Source organism: Actinomadura logoneensis (genome assembly GCF_003428695.1).
GTDB lineage: Bacteria > Actinomycetota > Actinomycetes > Streptosporangiales > Streptosporangiaceae > Spirillospora > Spirillospora logoneensis.
In genome coordinates, this window is the sequence record NZ_QURH01000127.1 from 1 (window position 1) to 16,245 (window position 16,245).

Genomic DNA, 16,245 nt, shown 5'->3' on the forward strand with positions numbered 1-16,245 from the left:
GGCGGCTCCGTCGCCCCCGCCCACGCGCCGGATGCCGCTTCGCCGCCGCTGCCCGGCGCGGACGGCGACGTGCCGCTGCGGCGGGCGCTCGGCGAGCTCCGCGTGGAGGGGGCGACCGCTCTGCGGCTCGCACTGCCCGTTCCGGGCGACCCGCTCGGGCTGACCGGCCCGGCGGTCTTCAACCGGGCGGCGATCGAGGCGGGTGCCGCGGTCGTGGCCGTCTTCGCCGACCGTGCCGTCGGACTGGTCCCCTACGAGGATCTGCGCGGGTCCTCGTACGCGGGCGTGCGGTGGGAGGCGCGGGCGGCGTCCCCCGGACGGCCCGACGTGCCGTCCCTGCCCGAGGCCGACCGCGACCTCACGACGGCGATGCGGGAGGCCACCGAGGCGCTGCTCACGGTGAACGACATCGCGCCCGTCCCGCCGGAGATCGCGGACGAGCTGATGAACCTGCGCTCCGCGGGGGCGGACGAGCCGCCGCTCGCCCCCGGGTATCCGCCGCGCGCGCAGCGGACCGCGGCCCGCGCCGTCCACCTCGCGACCGTGGTCCGGCTGGCGCGCCGGATGGAGGCACGCGGCCTGGACGCGGCGCGGATGCGCCGCCGCGACGAGGCGTTGCGGCTGCTCGACCGTGCCGTCCGGCGCGCCGTGGTCTCCGCCTGCGACAGCGTCTTCGACCCCGTCCCCGACCGCTGACCGGCGCTCCGCGAACAGGCAGCCCGCTGACAGGCGTCGACTCGCCCCGGCGTCCTCCGCCCCGCACTGAACGGCGCTGGAGACCGCGCTGGACCGCACTGAAGCACTGGTGACCGCGCTTGACCGCAGTGAACGGCACTGGTGACCGCGCTTGACCGCACTGGGTCGCGCTGACCGCGCGGGACGGCGGGTGTTCGGCCAGGACGGAGCGAAGGCGCCCAACACCGTCCCCGGAAAACGCGAAACGGGGCGTCTCCCCCTTTGGAAGACACCCCGCAGCGAGGAAGGCCTTGGTCAGGCGCGGACGACGATGGTGTTCACGATCTTGTCGGCGAAGGTCTGCTTGCGCTCGTCCCACAGCGGCCACAGCCAGCCCACGTAGCACGCGATGTTGTCGACGAAGTGGCAGAGCTTGCGCAGGAAGGCCATGCCGAACCCGATCGGCTGGCCGGTCTCGGCGCTGACGAGGCGGATGCCCATCTGGCGCTTGCCGATGCTCTGCCCGGTGGTGCCCTCCTGGTAGACGATCCAGAGGCCGAGGGCCGCCGCGGCGGCCATGCCGAGCAGCGTGAGCAGCAGGCCGAACACGGAGGCCGCGCCGCCCTTGCCGCCCGCCGTCATGATCGAGCCGAGGAAGTACAGCACACCGGTCGGGACACCGATGATCAGGCCGTCGATGAAGTAGCCGCCGACGCGGGAACCCCACTCGGCGAGCTGGCCGCCGGCGGGCGGGCCGCCGTAGTACTGCTGCTGGCCGTAGCCCGGCTGCGCCGGAGGCTGCTGACCGTAACCCGGCTGCTGGCCGTAACCGGGCTGCTGGCCATAGCCCGGCTGCTGGCCGTAACCGGGCTGCTGGCCGTAACCCGGCTGCGCCGGAGGCTGCTGACCGTAACCCGGCTGCTGGCCGTAGCCCGGCTGCGCCGGCTGCTGGCCGTAGCCGGGCTGCTGTCCGTACCCCGGCTGCTGCTGGCCGTACGGGTCGTAGGGGTTGCCCACACTCGCTCCTTGATCGATTGACCCTGTGGTGTTGTGACGTCCGCCGGACCGGGAGGGCTCCACGGACCTGGCCGACGACGGACGCCTGCTCAGACCCGCAGGACGCCGAGCCTGACGAGCTGCCAGAGCTCCGAGCCCGCGAGTGCGGCCACGAGGACCCCGCGACGGGTCTTCGGAGCCAGCTCCCACCACCGGGCTCCCAGCCCCAGCGGAGCCAGGGCGACCGCCACGGCTCCGGTGAGCGCCACCGGGTTGGCGAGCAGGGCCTGGCCGGGACGGCCCGCGCCGAGCTCGAGGAACACGGTGGTACCCCCGCACAGGGGGCAGGGGATCCCGGTGACCGTCCGGAGGGGACAGATCACGCCGGGGTCGTGGACGCGGTGGACCCAGGCCGCGGCGACCGCCGCCGTGGCCATGGCCGCGACCCGCAGGGCGACGCCCAGGGGGCCGCGTCGCGCGGCGACGAGGCTCCGGTCGACCAAGCCGCCGAGCGCGCCGCGCTGCGCGCCGACGACCGTCGGTCCGGTCGTTCCCCCCACCGATTCCTCCGCCTCGATGACACTTCGTCCGACTGACCCATATATCGGGTCCACCCCGCGGCGGGTCAAGTCGGGACAGGTATCCGCGATGCGACCGTTACCTGGCGCATGACCGGTCTCACCCTGGCAGCAGGGTAGGACATTTCCCCCCAACGGAGTGCGCGATTGCCGGGATAGGACGTAACAGGTCAGCCCGGAACCGGTCGGACAGCGTAACAGAACGTTCGCACCGGCCACATCCGCCGCTCAAGCCCCGAAAGCACCAGGTAGCGGCCCCGTGAAGCCCGCGCGACGAGAAGCCCGGCCCACCATGGCCAACCCGTGAAGCGCGCCGAATCAACCGTCGGCGGAAACCCTGGACGCCCCCTGAAGAAGGGCACGACGAACCCGGAAATGCGGCAGTGAGAAGCCGCCGAAGCGACGCATTGGAACGAGCGGAGACACCGAGCCGCCGCGACTACGCGGAGCTTTCGCGTTGACGCGGAGACGAACACTCGACGCGCTCACACCGGAAGCCACGCCGACGAGGAAGTCCAAGAACCGAAGGGACGCACAGCCCGAGCAGTCACGGACACGTCAGCGAGAGAGGCGGGGCGCGGAAGACGCGGCGCGGCGTGAGAAGCGCGGCGCGGCGTGAGAAGCGCGGCGGAAGCGCGGCGCGGTGCGGTGCGGGAAGGGCGCGCGGCGGTGTGGGAGGGGCGCGGCGGGTGGGAGCTTTGGCGCCGGAAGGTGCGGGACGGCATGGCGGGAGAAGCCTGCGGCCCTGTGGGGGGTCGGCGGGCGCGCGGGCTCAGGAGTTGGCCGCCGCGCCCACCGTGAGGGGGGCGGCCGGCGGACCGGCGGCGAGGTGGTCGGCCTCGACGACGTCGGCCACGACGGCGGTGATGTTGTCGGGTCCGCCGCCGTCCCGGGCGAGCCCGATCAGGCGCTGCACGGCCCGCGCCGGGTCGGGTTCGGCCGCCAGGACCTCGTAGGTCGTCTGCGGGTCCACCACGTTGGACAGGCCGTCCGAGCACAGCAGGTAGCGGTCGCCGAGGCGCGCCTCGCGCAGACGCAGGTCGGGCTCGCGGTCGTCGCGTCCGTCCAGCACGCGGTAGAGCACGTGCGAGAGCCGGGACGTCTCGGCCGGGTCCGGGGTCTGGCCGGACTGCTCGGCCTCGGCCTTGAGCAGCTCGTCCATGGTGTGGTCCTGTGTGATCTGGAACAGCTCGTTGTCGCGGAGCAGGTAGCCGCGCGAGTCACCGATGTGCGCGAGGGCGACGCGGGTGCCGTCCCAGAGCATGGCGGTGAGCGTGGTTCCCATCCGGGACAGGTCGGGGCGCTCCTCGCGGACGATGCGGAGCTTCTCGTTGGCCTCGGCGACCGCGCGGCCGAGCACCTGGACGAGGTCCTCGACGGGGGGTTCGGCGTCCAGTGAGCGCAGCGATCCGATGACGGTCGAGGAGGCCACCTCGCCGCCGGCGTAACCGCCCATGCCGTCCGCCACCGCGATGAGGCGCGCCCCGGCGAAGCCGGAGTCCTCGTTGTTCTCCCGGCTGCATCCGATGTCGCTGCCTGCTGCGTACCTGATTGCTACGTTCATACCGATTTCGATGACGATCCTGTCAGTGGAAGTTGTTCTATCAGTCCGCGACGAGTCCGTGCCGGACGGCATGGAGCGCCGCCTGCGTCCGATCCTGTACTCCCAGTTTCATGAGCAGATTACTGACGTGCGTCTTGACCGTCTTCTCGGAGACCGCCAGGACACGCGCGATCTCCCGGTTGGACCTGCCCCGCGCGATCTGCACGAGCACCTCACGCTCCCTGTCGGTCAGCGCGGCCAGGCCGCGGTCGTCGTGCCGTCCGTCGCCGCCGGCCGGGTCGGCTCCCAGCACCGCCTCGGCCGCGTCCGGCGCGAACAGCACGTGTCCGTCGTGGACCGCCCGGATCGCCTGGACGAGCGCCCCCGGATCGACGTCCTTGTACAGATACCCAGCCGCGCCCGCCTGAACTGCCGGCAGCACGTGGCCCCGCTCGGTGACGCTGGTGAGCACCAGCACCCTGGACGCGACCCCGCGTGCGCGCAGTTCGGTGAGCGCGGACAGGCCGCCCGCGCCAGGCATCTTCAGGTCCATGAGCACGATATCGGGCTCCAGCCGCTCGGCCATGGACACCGCCTCGACGCCGTCCGCGGCCTCGCCCACCACCTCGATGTCGTCCTGGATGCCGAGGTAGGTGCGCAGTCCCTGCCGGACGACCGGATGGTCGTCGGCGATGAGCACCCGGATGCGGGCGCCGCGCGCCGCGCCGCCGCCTGTGCCGGACACAGGGCCGCTCAAAGGGCCACCTCCACACGGACCACCGTGCCCCTGCCTGGCGCGGTGTCGATCGACAGTGTGCCCCCGATCGCGCGCGCCCGGTCCCGCATCGAGACCAGTCCGAGACCGTTCGGGCCTCCGCTCCCGGGCGTGTCGCCGGCACCGAAGCCGTCCAGAGCGCCGTTCGCGGGCGGGTCGCCGGCGCCGAAGCCTCGTGCCGCGCCGTTCACGGGCGTGTCGCCGGTGCTGGAGCCGTCCGCGGACGGGCCGGACGGCGTGAAGCCCCTGCCGTCGTCGGCGATCTCGAGGACGACGGCGTCCGGGGCGGGCGCGAGCCGCACGCGGACGGTGCGCGCCCCGGCGTGTCGCAGCGCGTTGTGCAGCGCCTCCTGCGCGATCCGGAACAGGACGAGTTCCTGCTCCTCGGGCAGCAGGACCGCGCCGTCCGCCTCGCACACCACCCGCGCGCCGTAGGCACGGTCCAGAACCTCGACGTGCTTGCGGAGGGACGCGGCGAGACCGTCGGCGAGGTCGGCCGGGCGCAGCTCGAAGATGACCGCGCGCAGCTCGGCGAGCGCGTCCGCCGCGAGCCGTTCGACCTGGTCGAGCTCCCGGACGGCGCGCGCCGGGTCGCGCTCGGCCAGCGCGGACGCGGCGCGCGCGGTCAGCCGCAGCGAGAACAGCCGCTGCGCGACGGCGTCGTGCAGCTCGCGCGCCAGCCGGTTCCGCTCGGCGACGACCGTGAGCTCGCGGTTCGCCTCGTACAGCCGCGCGTTGGTGATCGCGATCGCGGCGTGCGCGGCGAACAACGTGAGGAGTTCCTGGTCACGCTCGCTGAACCCCCGCCGCCCCACCGAACCGCCGTCCGCTGCCGAGTCACCCTCGGCGGACGAGTCGGAGGGCGAGTCGCTTTCTGCGGAGGTGCCGTTCGAGAACGTCCGGGAGGGACCGTCCGAGGCGGGGAGGGCATCGGCGTCGGGGGCCGGTGAGCGGCGGTTGGCCAGGAAGAGCAGCCCGAGCACCTGCTCGCCGTCCCGGATCGGAACGCCGAGGAAGTCCTTCAGGACGGGGTGCGCGGCGGGCCAGCCCTCGAACTCGGGCTCGCGGCGGATGTCCGCGAGCCGCCTCGGCTCGCTGTCGCGGAGCATCGCCGCGAGCATGCCGTGCTGGCGCGGCATCGGACCGATCCGGTCCCACTGCGCGGAGCTCACGCCCTCCACGACGAACTCGGCGAACGAGCCCTCGTCGTCCGGGACCCCGAGGGCGGCGTACCGGGCGTCCAGCAGCCGCGCGGCGGCCCGGACGATCACCTGGAGCACCTCGCGGACCGACAGGTGCCGCGTGACCGCGAGCACCGCGGAGGAAACCGCGTGCAGGGCGGCCTCCTCGTCGCTCCCCCGCCCATACCGGGCCGCGTGGGTGTGCGGGGAGTGGTCGCACGCGCGGCACGGCGCCGCGGCCCCCTCGCGCGGACGGGCCTCCTCGCCGGCGCCCCCGCGCACACGCGCGGGAGGGTCACCCTCACGCGCGTGGCCCTCACGCGCGCGCGCGTGGCCCTCACGCGCGCGCGCGTGCTCGTCGCCCTCGTGCGGGCGCGCGTGCTCGTCGCCCTCGTGCGGGCGCGCGTGGTCGCCGTCGCACTCGGGCGCGTTGTCGCAGCACACGTCGGATGCGCTCATACCGGTTCGGACCGGCCCCTCACCCTCGCCATTGAGCGCCGGTGCGCCCATCTGTGATGACCGTACTCGTTGCAGGCACCACGGCGAATCAGCCCCTGGGCCGGGCTCCGCCGCGCGCCGGTCCTCCCCTCGGACGAGCGCCCCAAACTCGCCCTCACCCATCGGTGGGAGGACGCCACATCAGTAGGATGCGGCGATTCTCAAGATCCCACGACATCGGGGTTTCCTTTGAGCCGTTCCCTCCGGCGGATGACCGCGTTCACCGCCGCCACGGCGGCCGTCCTGACGGCCGCCCCCGCCCAAGCGTCCACGACTCCGGTCACCGACACCGCCACGCGTGCCTGGCGCACCTCCTTCCGCGCCTCCACCGGCTCGACCTCGACCGCGACCGTCGCGACCGGCAAGTCGACCGCCTGGACCTTCACCTCCGACAGCAACGGTTCCAAGCCGCGCGCCTACCACCTGACGGGTGGCAAGTGGCGCGCCTCCGCACTGCCCCGGGCCGTGGACGAGCTCGTCCTGAAGACTTCGGCCTCCTCGGACCGGAACGTCTGGGCCGGGACGCTGGGCTCGTTCACCTCCTCGTCCGCAGGTGTCTCGGCCGCCCCGCCGGCCGGGCATCCCGGCCTCGGGGCCGCGGCCTCCCGCAAGGGCGTCCCGGCGCGGGTCCTGCGCTGGGACGGCCGCAAGTGGACGATCATGAAGTCGTTCCCGAACACCATGGTGACCGCGATCGCGGCTCCGAGCGCGCGCGACGCCTGGGTGTTCACCGTGCCGACCGACGCGGACGCCATGCCCGCCATCTGGCACTTCGACGGACGCACCTGGAAGCGGACCGCCACCCGGGTCCAGGTGAGCGACGTGGTGTTCCGGTCGTCCCGCGACATCTGGGCCGCGGGCTTCGACAACACGCGAGACGGCACGTCCGTCGTCGCCCACTTCGACGGCCGGGCCTGGAAGCGCGAGCGCCTGCCCCGCTCGGCCGCCGACGTTTTCTTCTTCGGGATCACCGCGGACCGCGACCGCGTCTGGGTGTCCGCCGACGGCATGAACGACAAGGGCTACGCGTTCTTCAAGGACCGGCGCGGCTGGCACCGCGAGCTGATTCCGGGCGCCGGCCATCTGAGCCCGGCCGCTCGCCCGTTCGTGACCGACCGGGGCGAGTTCGCGATCATGACCATGCCGATCGGCGAGAACACCCCGGCGCCCTACCGCGAGCGCAACCTGGTGTTCCACCGGAAGTCGGCCGGCAAGTGGCACGTGGACCTCGTCCCCGAGAAGGTGGACGGACGCCTGTTCGACCCGTGGGAGGGTGCGGCCCCGCTCCGCGGGACGGGCACGATCCTGATCGGCGGCAGCCTCGGCTCCCGTCCGGCCGTGGTGGCGTACCGGCCGAACCACTGAGCCGGACGCGCTCCCAGTGGCTCACGGTCCGTCCTCGCGGAGGACCGTGAGCCCTAGGACCAAGGGCTGACGGCCGGGCGTCCGCGCGGCCGATGCGGCTGTCGGACGCCCGGCATAGCGTCGGCGCCATGACGAAGACCGCACTGATCACCGGAGCGTCCAGGGGTCTCGGCCGGGCCCTCGCCGCCGCACTCGCCCGCGACGGCTGGACGGTCGTCGTCGACGCCCGCTCGGCGGACGCCCTGGCCGAGGCCGCCGCCGCGATCGGTCCGCACGCCGTGCCCGTCCCCGGGGACGTCGCGGACCCGGCGCACCGGGCGGACCTGCTCCGGGCCGTGGCCGCGGCGGGCGGGATCGACCTGCTGGTCAACAACGCGGGCACGCTCGGCACGACGCCGCTGCCGCGCCTGGCCGACCAGCCTCTGGACGATCTCGAGGCCGCGTTCCGCACCAACGTCGTCGCGCCGCTGGCCCTCGTCCAGACGTTCCTGCCGGAGCTGCGGGAGCGGCGCGGCGCGATCCTCAACATCAGCTCGGACGCGGCGGTGGAGGACTACCCGACCTGGGGCGGCTACGGCGCCACCAAGGCCGCGCTGGAGCAGCTCTCGCACGTGCTGGCCGCCGAGGAGCCCGATGTGGCCGTCTGGTGGGTCGATCCCGGCGAGATGCGCACCGACATGCTGCGGGCCTCCGGCGAGGACGCCGACGCCGCGCCGCCGCCCGAGGAGGCCGCCGCCGCGCTGCTCGGCCTGATCGCGGAGCGCGGCCCCAGCGGACGCCACCGCGTCGCCGAGCTCGGCGCCCGCATCCCGGAAGGCACCGCACAATGACGACTGTGCTGGAACCCGACATTCCCTCCGAGCCGTCCGACGGCCCCCTCGCCGCCCCCGCCCCGGAGGACGCCCCCGGCGTTCCGGAAGACGGCCCCGGCCCTTCCTCGGGCGGCCGCGGAGCTTCGCCGGACGGCCGCGGTGGATCATCGCGGGCCGAGGGCGCCGGCGTGCCGTCGGCCGAGCACGCGGACGCCCCGCAGGACGCGGTCGCCCCGCAGGACGCGGTCGCCGCGCCGGACGGGGACGCCGCGGGCTCTGCGGGCGGGGTCTGGAGCGGGCGGATGCTGCTGCCCACGCTCGGCATCGTGCTGGTCGTGACGCTGCTGGCGTTCGAGGCGATGGCGGTCGGGACGGTCATGCCGGTGACGGCGCGCGACCTGCACGGCCTGCCGCTGTACGGCTGGGCGTTCAGCGCGACGCTGATCGCGAGCCTGCTGACCACCGTGCTCGCGGGCGGCTGGGTGGACCGGTCCGGCCCGTCCCGGCCGCTGCTGGCCGGGCTCGGGCTGTTCGTGGCGGGTCTGGCGGCGGCCGGTGCGGCGCCCACCATGTGGACGTTCATCGGGGCGCGCACCCTCCAGGGCCTCGGCACCGGGATCGCGATGGTCGCGGTGTACGTGCTGATCGCCCGCGTCTACGCCGAGGAGCTGCGGCCGCGCGTGTTCGCCGCGCTGTCGGCCGCGTGGGTGCTGCCGTCGCTGATCGGGCCCGCGATCGGCGGGCTGGTCGCGCAGCACGCGGGCTGGCGCTGGGTGTTCCTCGGCCTGATCCCGCTGGTCGTCCCGGCGGCGGCGCTGATGGTGCCCGCGCTGCGCGACGTCCGGCCGGGCGAGGGGGCGCCGCGGCGGATCCCGGCGTCCCGGTACGTCGCGGCGGTGACCGTCTCGGGTGGCGCGGGCGTGCTGCTGTACGGCCTCCAGCACCCCGGGCTCGTGATGCCCGTCGGCGTGGCGGTCGGACTGGCCGCCCTGGGTTTCGGTCTGCCGAAAATGCTTCCCGCCGGGACGCTGCGGTTCCGGCGCGGGTTGCCGAGCGTGGTGCTGACGCGCGGCCTGCTGTCCGGCGCGTTCTTCGGCATGGACGTGTTCATCCCGCTCGCGCTGACCAGCCTGCACCGGTTCAGCCCGGTCGAGGCGGGCGTCGTGCTGACCCTCGGCGCGCTCGGCTGGTCGGCGGCGTCGCAGTTCCAGGGCCGGTCCGCCCGGCCCCGGGCGTTCTTCGCCCGGCTCGGCGCGGTGCTGGTCACCGCCGGGATCGCGGGGGCGGCCGTCGCCGTCCAGTTCGGCGGATGGCTCGCGGCGCCCGCCTGGGTCCTGGGCGGAGCGGGCATGGGCTTCGCGATCAGCAGCCTCAGCGTGCTGGTCCTGAACGAGTCGCCCGAGGAGGAGCAGGGCGTCAACTCGGCCGCCCTGCAGATCGCCGACAACCTCGGCTCGTCGCTGTTCGCCGGGGCCTCGGGCGCGCTGGTGGCCGCCGTCGGCACCGACCACCTCGGCAGCGGCCTGGCGATCGCGAGCGTCCTGCTGACCGCGCTCGCCGGAACGGGCGTCGTCGCGGCGCTCCGGCTCACCGTCCGTCCCGCGTCCTGAGCAGGGCGCGGGGGCGGGCGCCTCCTTCCTTCTCCCGGTCTCCGGCAGCGGGGGCCGACCCTGGAGTTCGTCATGTCCGAAACCCTGGATTTCGCCCTGCCGTCCGACCTGGAGGCGCACGAGCCGCCCGAGGCGCGGGGACGGGCCCGCGACGACGTCCGGCTGCTGGTGGGACGGAGCGCGTCCGGCGCGGTGACCCACCACGCCTTCCGCGACCTGCCCGGCCTCCTGCGGCCCGGGGACCTGCTCGTGGTCAACACCTCCGCGACGCTGCCGGCCGCCATCCGCCTCGACCGCCTGGCCGTCCACTTCTCCACGCCCCTCCCCGACCCGCCCGCTCCCGACCCGAGCACCCCCGACGCGAGCGCCCCCGGCTCCGGCCATGGCTCCGGTGCGGGGCGGGACTGGCTGGTCGAGCTGCGGCGGCGGTCCGGCAAGGGGAGCCTGCCGTACTACGGAGGCAGCCCCGGCGAGTGGATCCCCATGCCGGACGGCGCGACGCTGACGCTCGTCCGGCGGCACACCGACCGGCTGTGGCACGCCCGCATGAGCACCCCCGTCGTCCCCTACCTGCTGCGCAACGGCGTCCCGATCAGGTACGGCTACGTCCGGCGGGACTGGCCCGCGTCCGACTACCAGACCGCCTTCGCGTTCGACCGGGACGACGGCGGAGCGGAGATGCCGAGCGCGGCCCGCCCGTTCACGCCCGACCTGGTCACCCGCCTGGTCGCGCGCGGCGTGCTGCTCGCGCCGCTCACCCTGCACACCGGCGTCGCGTCCCCCGAGGCCCACGAACCGCCCTACGCCGAGCGGTACCGGGTCCCGGAGCCCACCTGGGAGCTGACCCGGCACGTCCGCGCGCGCGGCGGACGGGTGATCGCCGTCGGGACCACGGCCGTCCGCGCCCTGGAGACCGTCGCGGCGGGCGGCCCGCTCGCCGGCTGGACCGAGCACGTCGTGACCCCCGAGCGCGGTGTCCGGGCCGTGGACGGCCTGCTCACCGGCCTGCACGAGCCCAAGTCGTCGCATCTGATGATGTTGACCGCCATAGCCGGACGTCCGCTGCTGGCCGAGCTCTATGCCGCCGCCCTCGCCGAACGCTACCTTTGGCACGAATTCGGGGATCTCAATCTCATCGTTTCCGACTGACGGGTGAACACCCGGCAGGACGGGCTGAACGCTCGGCGTCCGCATGGTGGACGTCACAGACGGGCGCCCCGCACGGCCGGTACCGTGGTGAGCAGCATGGACGGGACAGCACAGCGCACGCTCCTCATCACGCTCACCGGCCGCGACCGACCGGGGGTCACGTCGCGTCTCTTCAGCACCCTGGCCGAGTTCCCGGTCGAGGTCGCCGACGTCGAACAGGTCGTGATCCGCGGCCGGCTCGTCCTCGGCGTGCTGGTCGCCTACGCCGACGGGGCCGACATCGGACGGGTCTGGACGGCCGCCCAGCGCGTCGCCACCGACCTCGACATGGAGGTCGAGCTGTCCACCGGGCGCGACCGGGCCGTCCCGCGCCGCCGGGGCCGGCTGCACGTCACCGTGCTCGGCGCCCCGCTGCTGCCCGCCGCGATGGCCGGGATCGCCGGGCAGATCGCCGCGAACGGCGCCAACATCGACCGTATCGAGCGGCTCGCGGGCGACCCCGTCACCTGCATCGAGATGGACGTGTCCGGCGCGGACGCCGCCGCCCTGCGCGGAGCGCTCGCCCGCGAGGCCGCCGAGCGCCAGGTGGACGTGGCCGTCCAGCCGGGCGGCCTGCACCGCCGGGCCAAGCGGCTGATCGTCATGGACGTCGACTCCACCCTCATCCAGGGTGAGGTGATCGAACTGCTCGCCGAGGAGGCGGGCTGCCTGGACGAGGTCGCCAAGGTCACCGAGGCCGCGATGCGCGGCGAGCTCGACTTCGAGGGCTCGCTGCGGGAGCGGGTCGCGCTGCTCGCCGGGCTGGACGCCTCGGCGCTGGAGATCGTCCGCAAGAAGATCAAGCTGGCCGCCGGGGCCCGCACGATGGTCCGCACGCTGAAGCGGCTGGACTACAAGTTCGCGATCGTCTCCGGCGGTTTCACGCAGGTCACCGACGCCCTGGTGCGTGATCTCGGGATCGACTACTCGGCCGCGAACATGCTGGAGGTCGAGGACGGCCGGCTGACCGGACGCGTCGTCGGCCCGGTCATCGACCGCGCGGGCAAGGCCGCCGCGCTGCGCCGGTTCGCCCGCGAGGCCGGGATCCCGGTGAACCAGACGGTCGCGATCGGCGACGGCGCCAACGACCTCGACATGCTCCAGGCCGCCGGGCTCGGCATCGCCTACAACGCCAAGCCGGTCGTCCGGGAGGCCGCCGACACCGCGGTCAACGTCCCGTACCTGGACACGATCCTGTTCCTGCTGGGCATCTCCCGCGAGGACGTCGAAGCGGCCGACGCCGCCGACCCCTCCGTCGCCTGACCGGCCCGTCCCACCGGCGCCTCCGCCGCCTGAACCGCCGACCCCTCCGTCGCCCGAGCCACCGGCGCCGCCGCCTGAGCCACGGTCCCTCCGCCGCCCGAGGGGTCCGTTCCGCCGGTCCCGGCTCCTTCGGGCCGGGCCGCCCGGCCTCCGCGCACCCGGCCCCGCGGGGCGGGGGCTTTACCGGGAACGCCCGGCGGGACGGAGGAAACGGGACGGAGGTGACGCGACCGACACCAGCGCTTGGTGATCAATCCCGTCTCCCCGGGTATACCTCCCTCGGTCTTTCGTGAGGTCGGGGGGGCGATGCCACGGGTGCTGGAGCGCGTCCGGAAGACGTACGCCTCGATCGGCTCGTTCGGCAGCGAGGCGACGCCCTTCTACGGGCTCTCCGCGGCGCTCGCGATCACCGGTCCGCTGATGGTCGGGGCGCTCACCGGCCGTGCCGCCCCGGGCGCGATGATCGCGCTCGGGGCGTTCCTGGTCGCGCAGCGCGCGCCCGAGGGGCCGTACGGGGCGCAGGCCCGCAACCTCGGCAGCGCCGTCATTCTGGTCTCGCTCGGGTCGGCCTTCGGCGGGCTGCTCAGCGGGCACCCGTGGCTGTCGGTCCTGGCCGTCCCGCCGGTGGTGGCGGTCGGGTCGGCGGTGAGCTGGATCGGCTCGACCGCGGGCCTCGCCGTGCTGCTGGCCGCCGTGCGGCCGGCGGGCAGCGGGATCGTGTACCTCGGCATCCTGGAGCTGATCGGCGGCCTGCTGTTCTGCGTGATCGTGCTGGCCCCCTGGCCCGCACGGCGGCTGCGCCCGCTCCGGGACGCCCTGGCGGACGCGGCGGACGCGGTCGCGGGCGTCCTGGACGCGGTCGCCCAGGAGATCGGCTCCCAGGACGCCGCGCCGCTGGAGGCCGTCGAGATCACCAATCCGGAGCTCGCCGCCGTCGTCCACACGATCGACTGGGAGGACCAGCGGCGCGCCGCCTCCGAGGCCCTCACCGAGGCGCGCAGCACCTACGCCCTGTACCGGACGGGCCACGGCCGGGAGGAGCCGACGCGGCCGGAGCGGCTGCTGGACGCGCTCTCCCGGCTCCTGCACGAGACCGTCGCGCTGCGCGCCCTGATCGAGGCCGAGCGCGGCCAGCCGCCGCACCGCAACCGCGAGTGGGAGCTGGAGGCGCACGTCGCGATCGCCGCGCTCGCCGCCCGGCTGCGGCTGCTGTCCGAGGCCGTCCGCACCGCGGGCGAGTCCCCGCTGGGCGCGCCGCTCGGCGACCTGGACTCGGCCGCGATCCGGCGGCTGGCCCGGCAGAGCGACCGGATCCGCCGCGCCGGGATGGCCGGCGACGAGGACCTGGTGGCGGTCGCGCTGATCGACCAGATCGACCGGGCCATCGACCGGATCGCGGGCGGGGTCGACTCGGCGCGGCGGCTGGTCAAGGCCGGGCTGCGGCTCGGGTTCGGGCCGCCGCAGCTGCCGACGCCGCACCCGGTCTCGGCGTGGGACCGGCTGGTCACGGCCGTCCGCACCCGGTCCCCGGCGTTCCGGCAGGCCACGCGGGTCTACGTGACCGCCGTGGTGGCGATGTCGCTGTCCGCCGCGCTGCACGTGGAGCACGGGCAGTGGATGGTGATCACCGCGATGCTCAGCCTGCGCGGCACCTACGGCGAGACCATCGACCGGGTCATCGAGCGCGTGATCGGCACCGGCGTCGGGTCGGCGGTCGCCGCGCTGCTGCTCACGCTCGCCCCCGACCAGATCACCACGGCGGTGATCGTCTTCGTGTTCGCGCTGGTCGCGTTCACGCTGCGGCACATCATCATCACCTACTGGTTCCTGTTCGGCACGCCCCTCGGTCTGATGCTGCTGGACTTCTCCACCCCGTCGAACTGGACGGCGGCGGGCGAGCGGATCGGGCTGACCCTCGCGGGCGGCGTCCTGACCGTCCTCGCCGTCCGGCTGCTGTGGCCGGCCGGGCACGCCGAGCGCCTGCCGCGCCAGCTGCGGGCCCTGCTCGGCTCGCACGCGAACCTGGTGCGGGCGACGGCCGAGGTGGTCGTCGGGGAGCGCGAGCAGCTTCCGCACGACTTGATCGTCACCGCCGAGGAGAACGCCGAGGACGTCGCGGACACCCGCGACCGGCTCGCCCACGAGCGCGTCCCGGACCACCAGCGCATCCGCGAGCTGCGCACCGCGATCGCCGCCGCGCACCGCATCCGCGACCACCTCATCGCGGTCGGCCGGATGACCCGCGAGCACGGCGCGGACTCCGGGCCCGTCCCGGAGATCCTCGACCGGATCGCCGACCTGCTGGAGGAATCCGCAGCGGTCATGGCCGACCCGGCGCCCGAACCGGCCGACCAGGAGGGGCCGTCCACCGAGGAGCGGCTCGACGAGGAGTTCGCCGCGCTGGACGAGCACCTGGCCGCGATCGCCCGCCGCCGCCGCGAGGAGGTCAAGGCGGGCGTCGGCGAGGAAGCGTTCACGCCGCTGCGCGACACCCTGCTGCAGATCTCCGGGACCCGCTACGCCCTGCGGTCCCTGCGCCGGGACGCCGACATCCTGGTGACCAACACCCTCAGCGCCGCGCGTCCCACCCCGCCCGAGCCCGCCCCGGCCGCCGAGCAGAAGCCCGGCGAACAACTCCAGGAGACCGGCTGACGGGCGTCCGTCCGGGAACACGGCTCACCACCGACGCACGGCTTCAGGACGCCGCGAGAGGGGTGATCCGGGCGTCCTCGCGTCCCGGGTCAGCCCTTGGGGCTGTGGTAGGCGACGAGGTCGCCGGTGCCGAGGCGGACGGCGTTCCAGGCGTCCTGGAGGGCGATGACGGCGACCGAGCAGGTGGGGAAGCCGGCCGGCGCGCCGTCCGGGGCCAGGTCGTGGACGAGCTGGTGGACGGACGGGTTGTGCCCGACCAGCAGCAGCGTGTCCACCTCGTCGCCGGTCTCGCGGACGAGCTCCAGCAGCTCCTCGGCGTCGTTGGCGTAGATCAGCGGCTCGAACCGGACGTCCGTCTCCAGGCCCAGCTCGTCGAGGGTCTGCCGGGTGCGGACGGTGGGCGAGCAGAGCACGAGGTCGGGCGCGAGCCCGTCGGCGCGGAGCCGGTCCCCCGCGGCGGACGCGTCGGCGCGGCCCCGCGCGGTGAGCTCCCGGTCGGCGTCGGCCTTCCCGAAGCCGTCCTCGGCCTTGGCGTGGCGGAGCACGATCAATGTCGGCATGCCCCGAACCCTACGGCGCGACCAGATAGGCGAGCAGGAAGAGCACGCCGATGATCGCCAGCATCCCGACGAGGACGAGGGCGAAGCCCTTCGGGCCGGACAGGGTGGACTTCTCGCCGCTCAAGGCCGCGCCTCCCGCGTTTCGGTGTGGTGTCCTCCAAGCGTACGGGCGGACTCCGATGCCCCGAATCCAGGCCCGCCCCGGCCGCGTCCAGACCGGCCGTCGCGGACGCCACGCGCCCCCGTCCGGACGGGCCGGGCGGGGGCGCGGAGCGGGTCTGGTCCGTTCACACGGCGCGCCGCCGGGAGGGGCGCGGGAGCGTTCGCGGGAGCGGCCCTCGGCGGATCACTCCTTGGTGGTCGGGTCGGCGGTGCGGGACGAGCCGTTGGATTCGGGCTGGGTGGGGATCTCGCCGCCCGCCGTGACCGTCGGACCGGCGGCCGGTTCCGCCACGGTGGGCGTCTCGTCGGCGGGCGCGCCCACCACGGGCGTCTCCGCCCCGGGCGCCCCGACGGCGGTCGCCTGGCCGGCGGCTCCCACCGCCGACG

At 74.5% G+C, this 16,245-nt stretch carries 14 protein-coding genes; 7 read left to right on the forward strand and 7 right to left on the reverse strand.

Going from position 1 to position 16,245, the window contains the following annotated elements; all coding sequences use genetic code 11:
* Window positions 1-696, forward strand: a 696-nt coding sequence (locus tag DZF91_RS06835; RefSeq protein WP_407920890.1) for a hypothetical protein, incomplete at its 5' end; no start/stop codon positions are given.
* Between the two features lie 294 nt (window positions 697-990).
* Here DZF91_RS06835 and DZF91_RS06840 read toward each other — a convergent pair.
* The 5 genes from DZF91_RS06840 to DZF91_RS06860 all read right to left on the reverse strand — a co-directional run bounded on the left by DZF91_RS06840 (window position 991) and on the right by DZF91_RS06860 (window position 6,207).
* Entirely contained in the window at window positions 991-1,692 is a 702-nt protein-coding gene (locus tag DZF91_RS06840; protein ID WP_199486457.1) for an RDD family protein, read from the reverse strand.
* 89 nt (window positions 1,693-1,781) lie between these two features.
* Window positions 1,782-2,231: a DUF2752 domain-containing protein gene (locus DZF91_RS06845; RefSeq protein ID WP_235834132.1), complete on the reverse strand. Its 450-nt coding sequence runs from the start codon at window positions 2,229-2,231 to the stop codon at window positions 1,782-1,784.
* Between the two features lie 790 nt (window positions 2,232-3,021).
* Window positions 3,022-3,813 carry a PP2C family protein-serine/threonine phosphatase gene (locus tag DZF91_RS06850; RefSeq protein WP_117356639.1) on the reverse strand — a complete coding sequence of 264 codons (792 nt, stop codon included), beginning with the start codon at window positions 3,811-3,813 and terminating at the stop codon, window positions 3,022-3,024.
* A gap of 40 nt (window positions 3,814-3,853) precedes the next feature.
* Entirely contained in the window at window positions 3,854-4,549 is a 696-nt protein-coding gene (locus DZF91_RS06855) for a response regulator transcription factor (protein ID WP_328589133.1), read from the reverse strand.
* A complete protein-coding gene (locus DZF91_RS06860; RefSeq protein ID WP_407920891.1) occupies window positions 4,546-6,207 on the reverse strand; it encodes a GAF domain-containing sensor histidine kinase in 1,662 nt (553 codons plus the stop codon). Before DZF91_RS06860 ends, DZF91_RS06855 begins: the two co-directional genes overlap by 4 nt.
* Before the next feature lie 249 nt (window positions 6,208-6,456).
* Between DZF91_RS06860 and DZF91_RS06865 the strand changes: the two genes are divergently transcribed.
* From DZF91_RS06865 to DZF91_RS06890, 6 genes are all read left to right on the forward strand, one after another.
* Entirely contained in the window at window positions 6,457-7,611 is a 1,155-nt protein-coding gene (locus DZF91_RS06865) for a hypothetical protein (protein WP_117356641.1), read from the forward strand.
* Window positions 7,612-7,739: 128 nt separating this feature from the next.
* Window positions 7,740-8,441 (forward strand): SDR family NAD(P)-dependent oxidoreductase, encoded by a 702-nt coding sequence (locus DZF91_RS06870; RefSeq protein WP_117356651.1) that lies wholly within the window; start codon window positions 7,740-7,742, stop codon window positions 8,439-8,441.
* A complete protein-coding gene (locus DZF91_RS06875; RefSeq protein ID WP_235834133.1) occupies window positions 8,438-10,033 on the forward strand; it encodes an MFS transporter in 1,596 nt (531 codons plus the stop codon). The genes DZF91_RS06870 and DZF91_RS06875 overlap by 4 nt, the downstream gene beginning before the upstream one ends.
* 72 nt (window positions 10,034-10,105) lie before the next feature.
* Window positions 10,106-11,182, forward strand: coding sequence for an S-adenosylmethionine:tRNA ribosyltransferase-isomerase (locus DZF91_RS06880; RefSeq protein ID WP_117356642.1), 1,077 nt, complete (start codon window positions 10,106-10,108; stop codon window positions 11,180-11,182).
* 96 nt (window positions 11,183-11,278) lie between these two features.
* On the forward strand, window positions 11,279-12,484 hold the full coding sequence (serB, locus tag DZF91_RS06885; protein WP_117356643.1) for a phosphoserine phosphatase SerB: 1,206 nt from the start codon (window positions 11,279-11,281) through the stop codon (window positions 12,482-12,484).
* A 306-nt stretch (window positions 12,485-12,790) separates the two neighbouring features.
* Window positions 12,791-15,136 (forward strand): FUSC family protein, encoded by a 2,346-nt coding sequence (locus DZF91_RS06890; protein WP_147341027.1) that lies wholly within the window; start codon window positions 12,791-12,793, stop codon window positions 15,134-15,136.
* Window positions 15,137-15,225: 89 nt separating this feature from the next.
* On the opposite strand, the gene DZF91_RS06895 is transcribed toward DZF91_RS06890, so the two are convergent.
* The gene (locus tag DZF91_RS06895) at window positions 15,226-15,696 is read right to left on the reverse strand and encodes a SixA phosphatase family protein (RefSeq protein WP_117356645.1); all 471 of its coding nucleotides are present in this window, start codon (window positions 15,694-15,696) and stop codon (window positions 15,226-15,228) included.
* 346 nt (window positions 15,697-16,042) lie between these two features.
* Window positions 16,043-16,245, reverse strand: a 203-nt coding sequence (locus DZF91_RS39510; RefSeq protein WP_199486458.1) for a hypothetical protein, incomplete at its 5' end; no start/stop codon positions are given.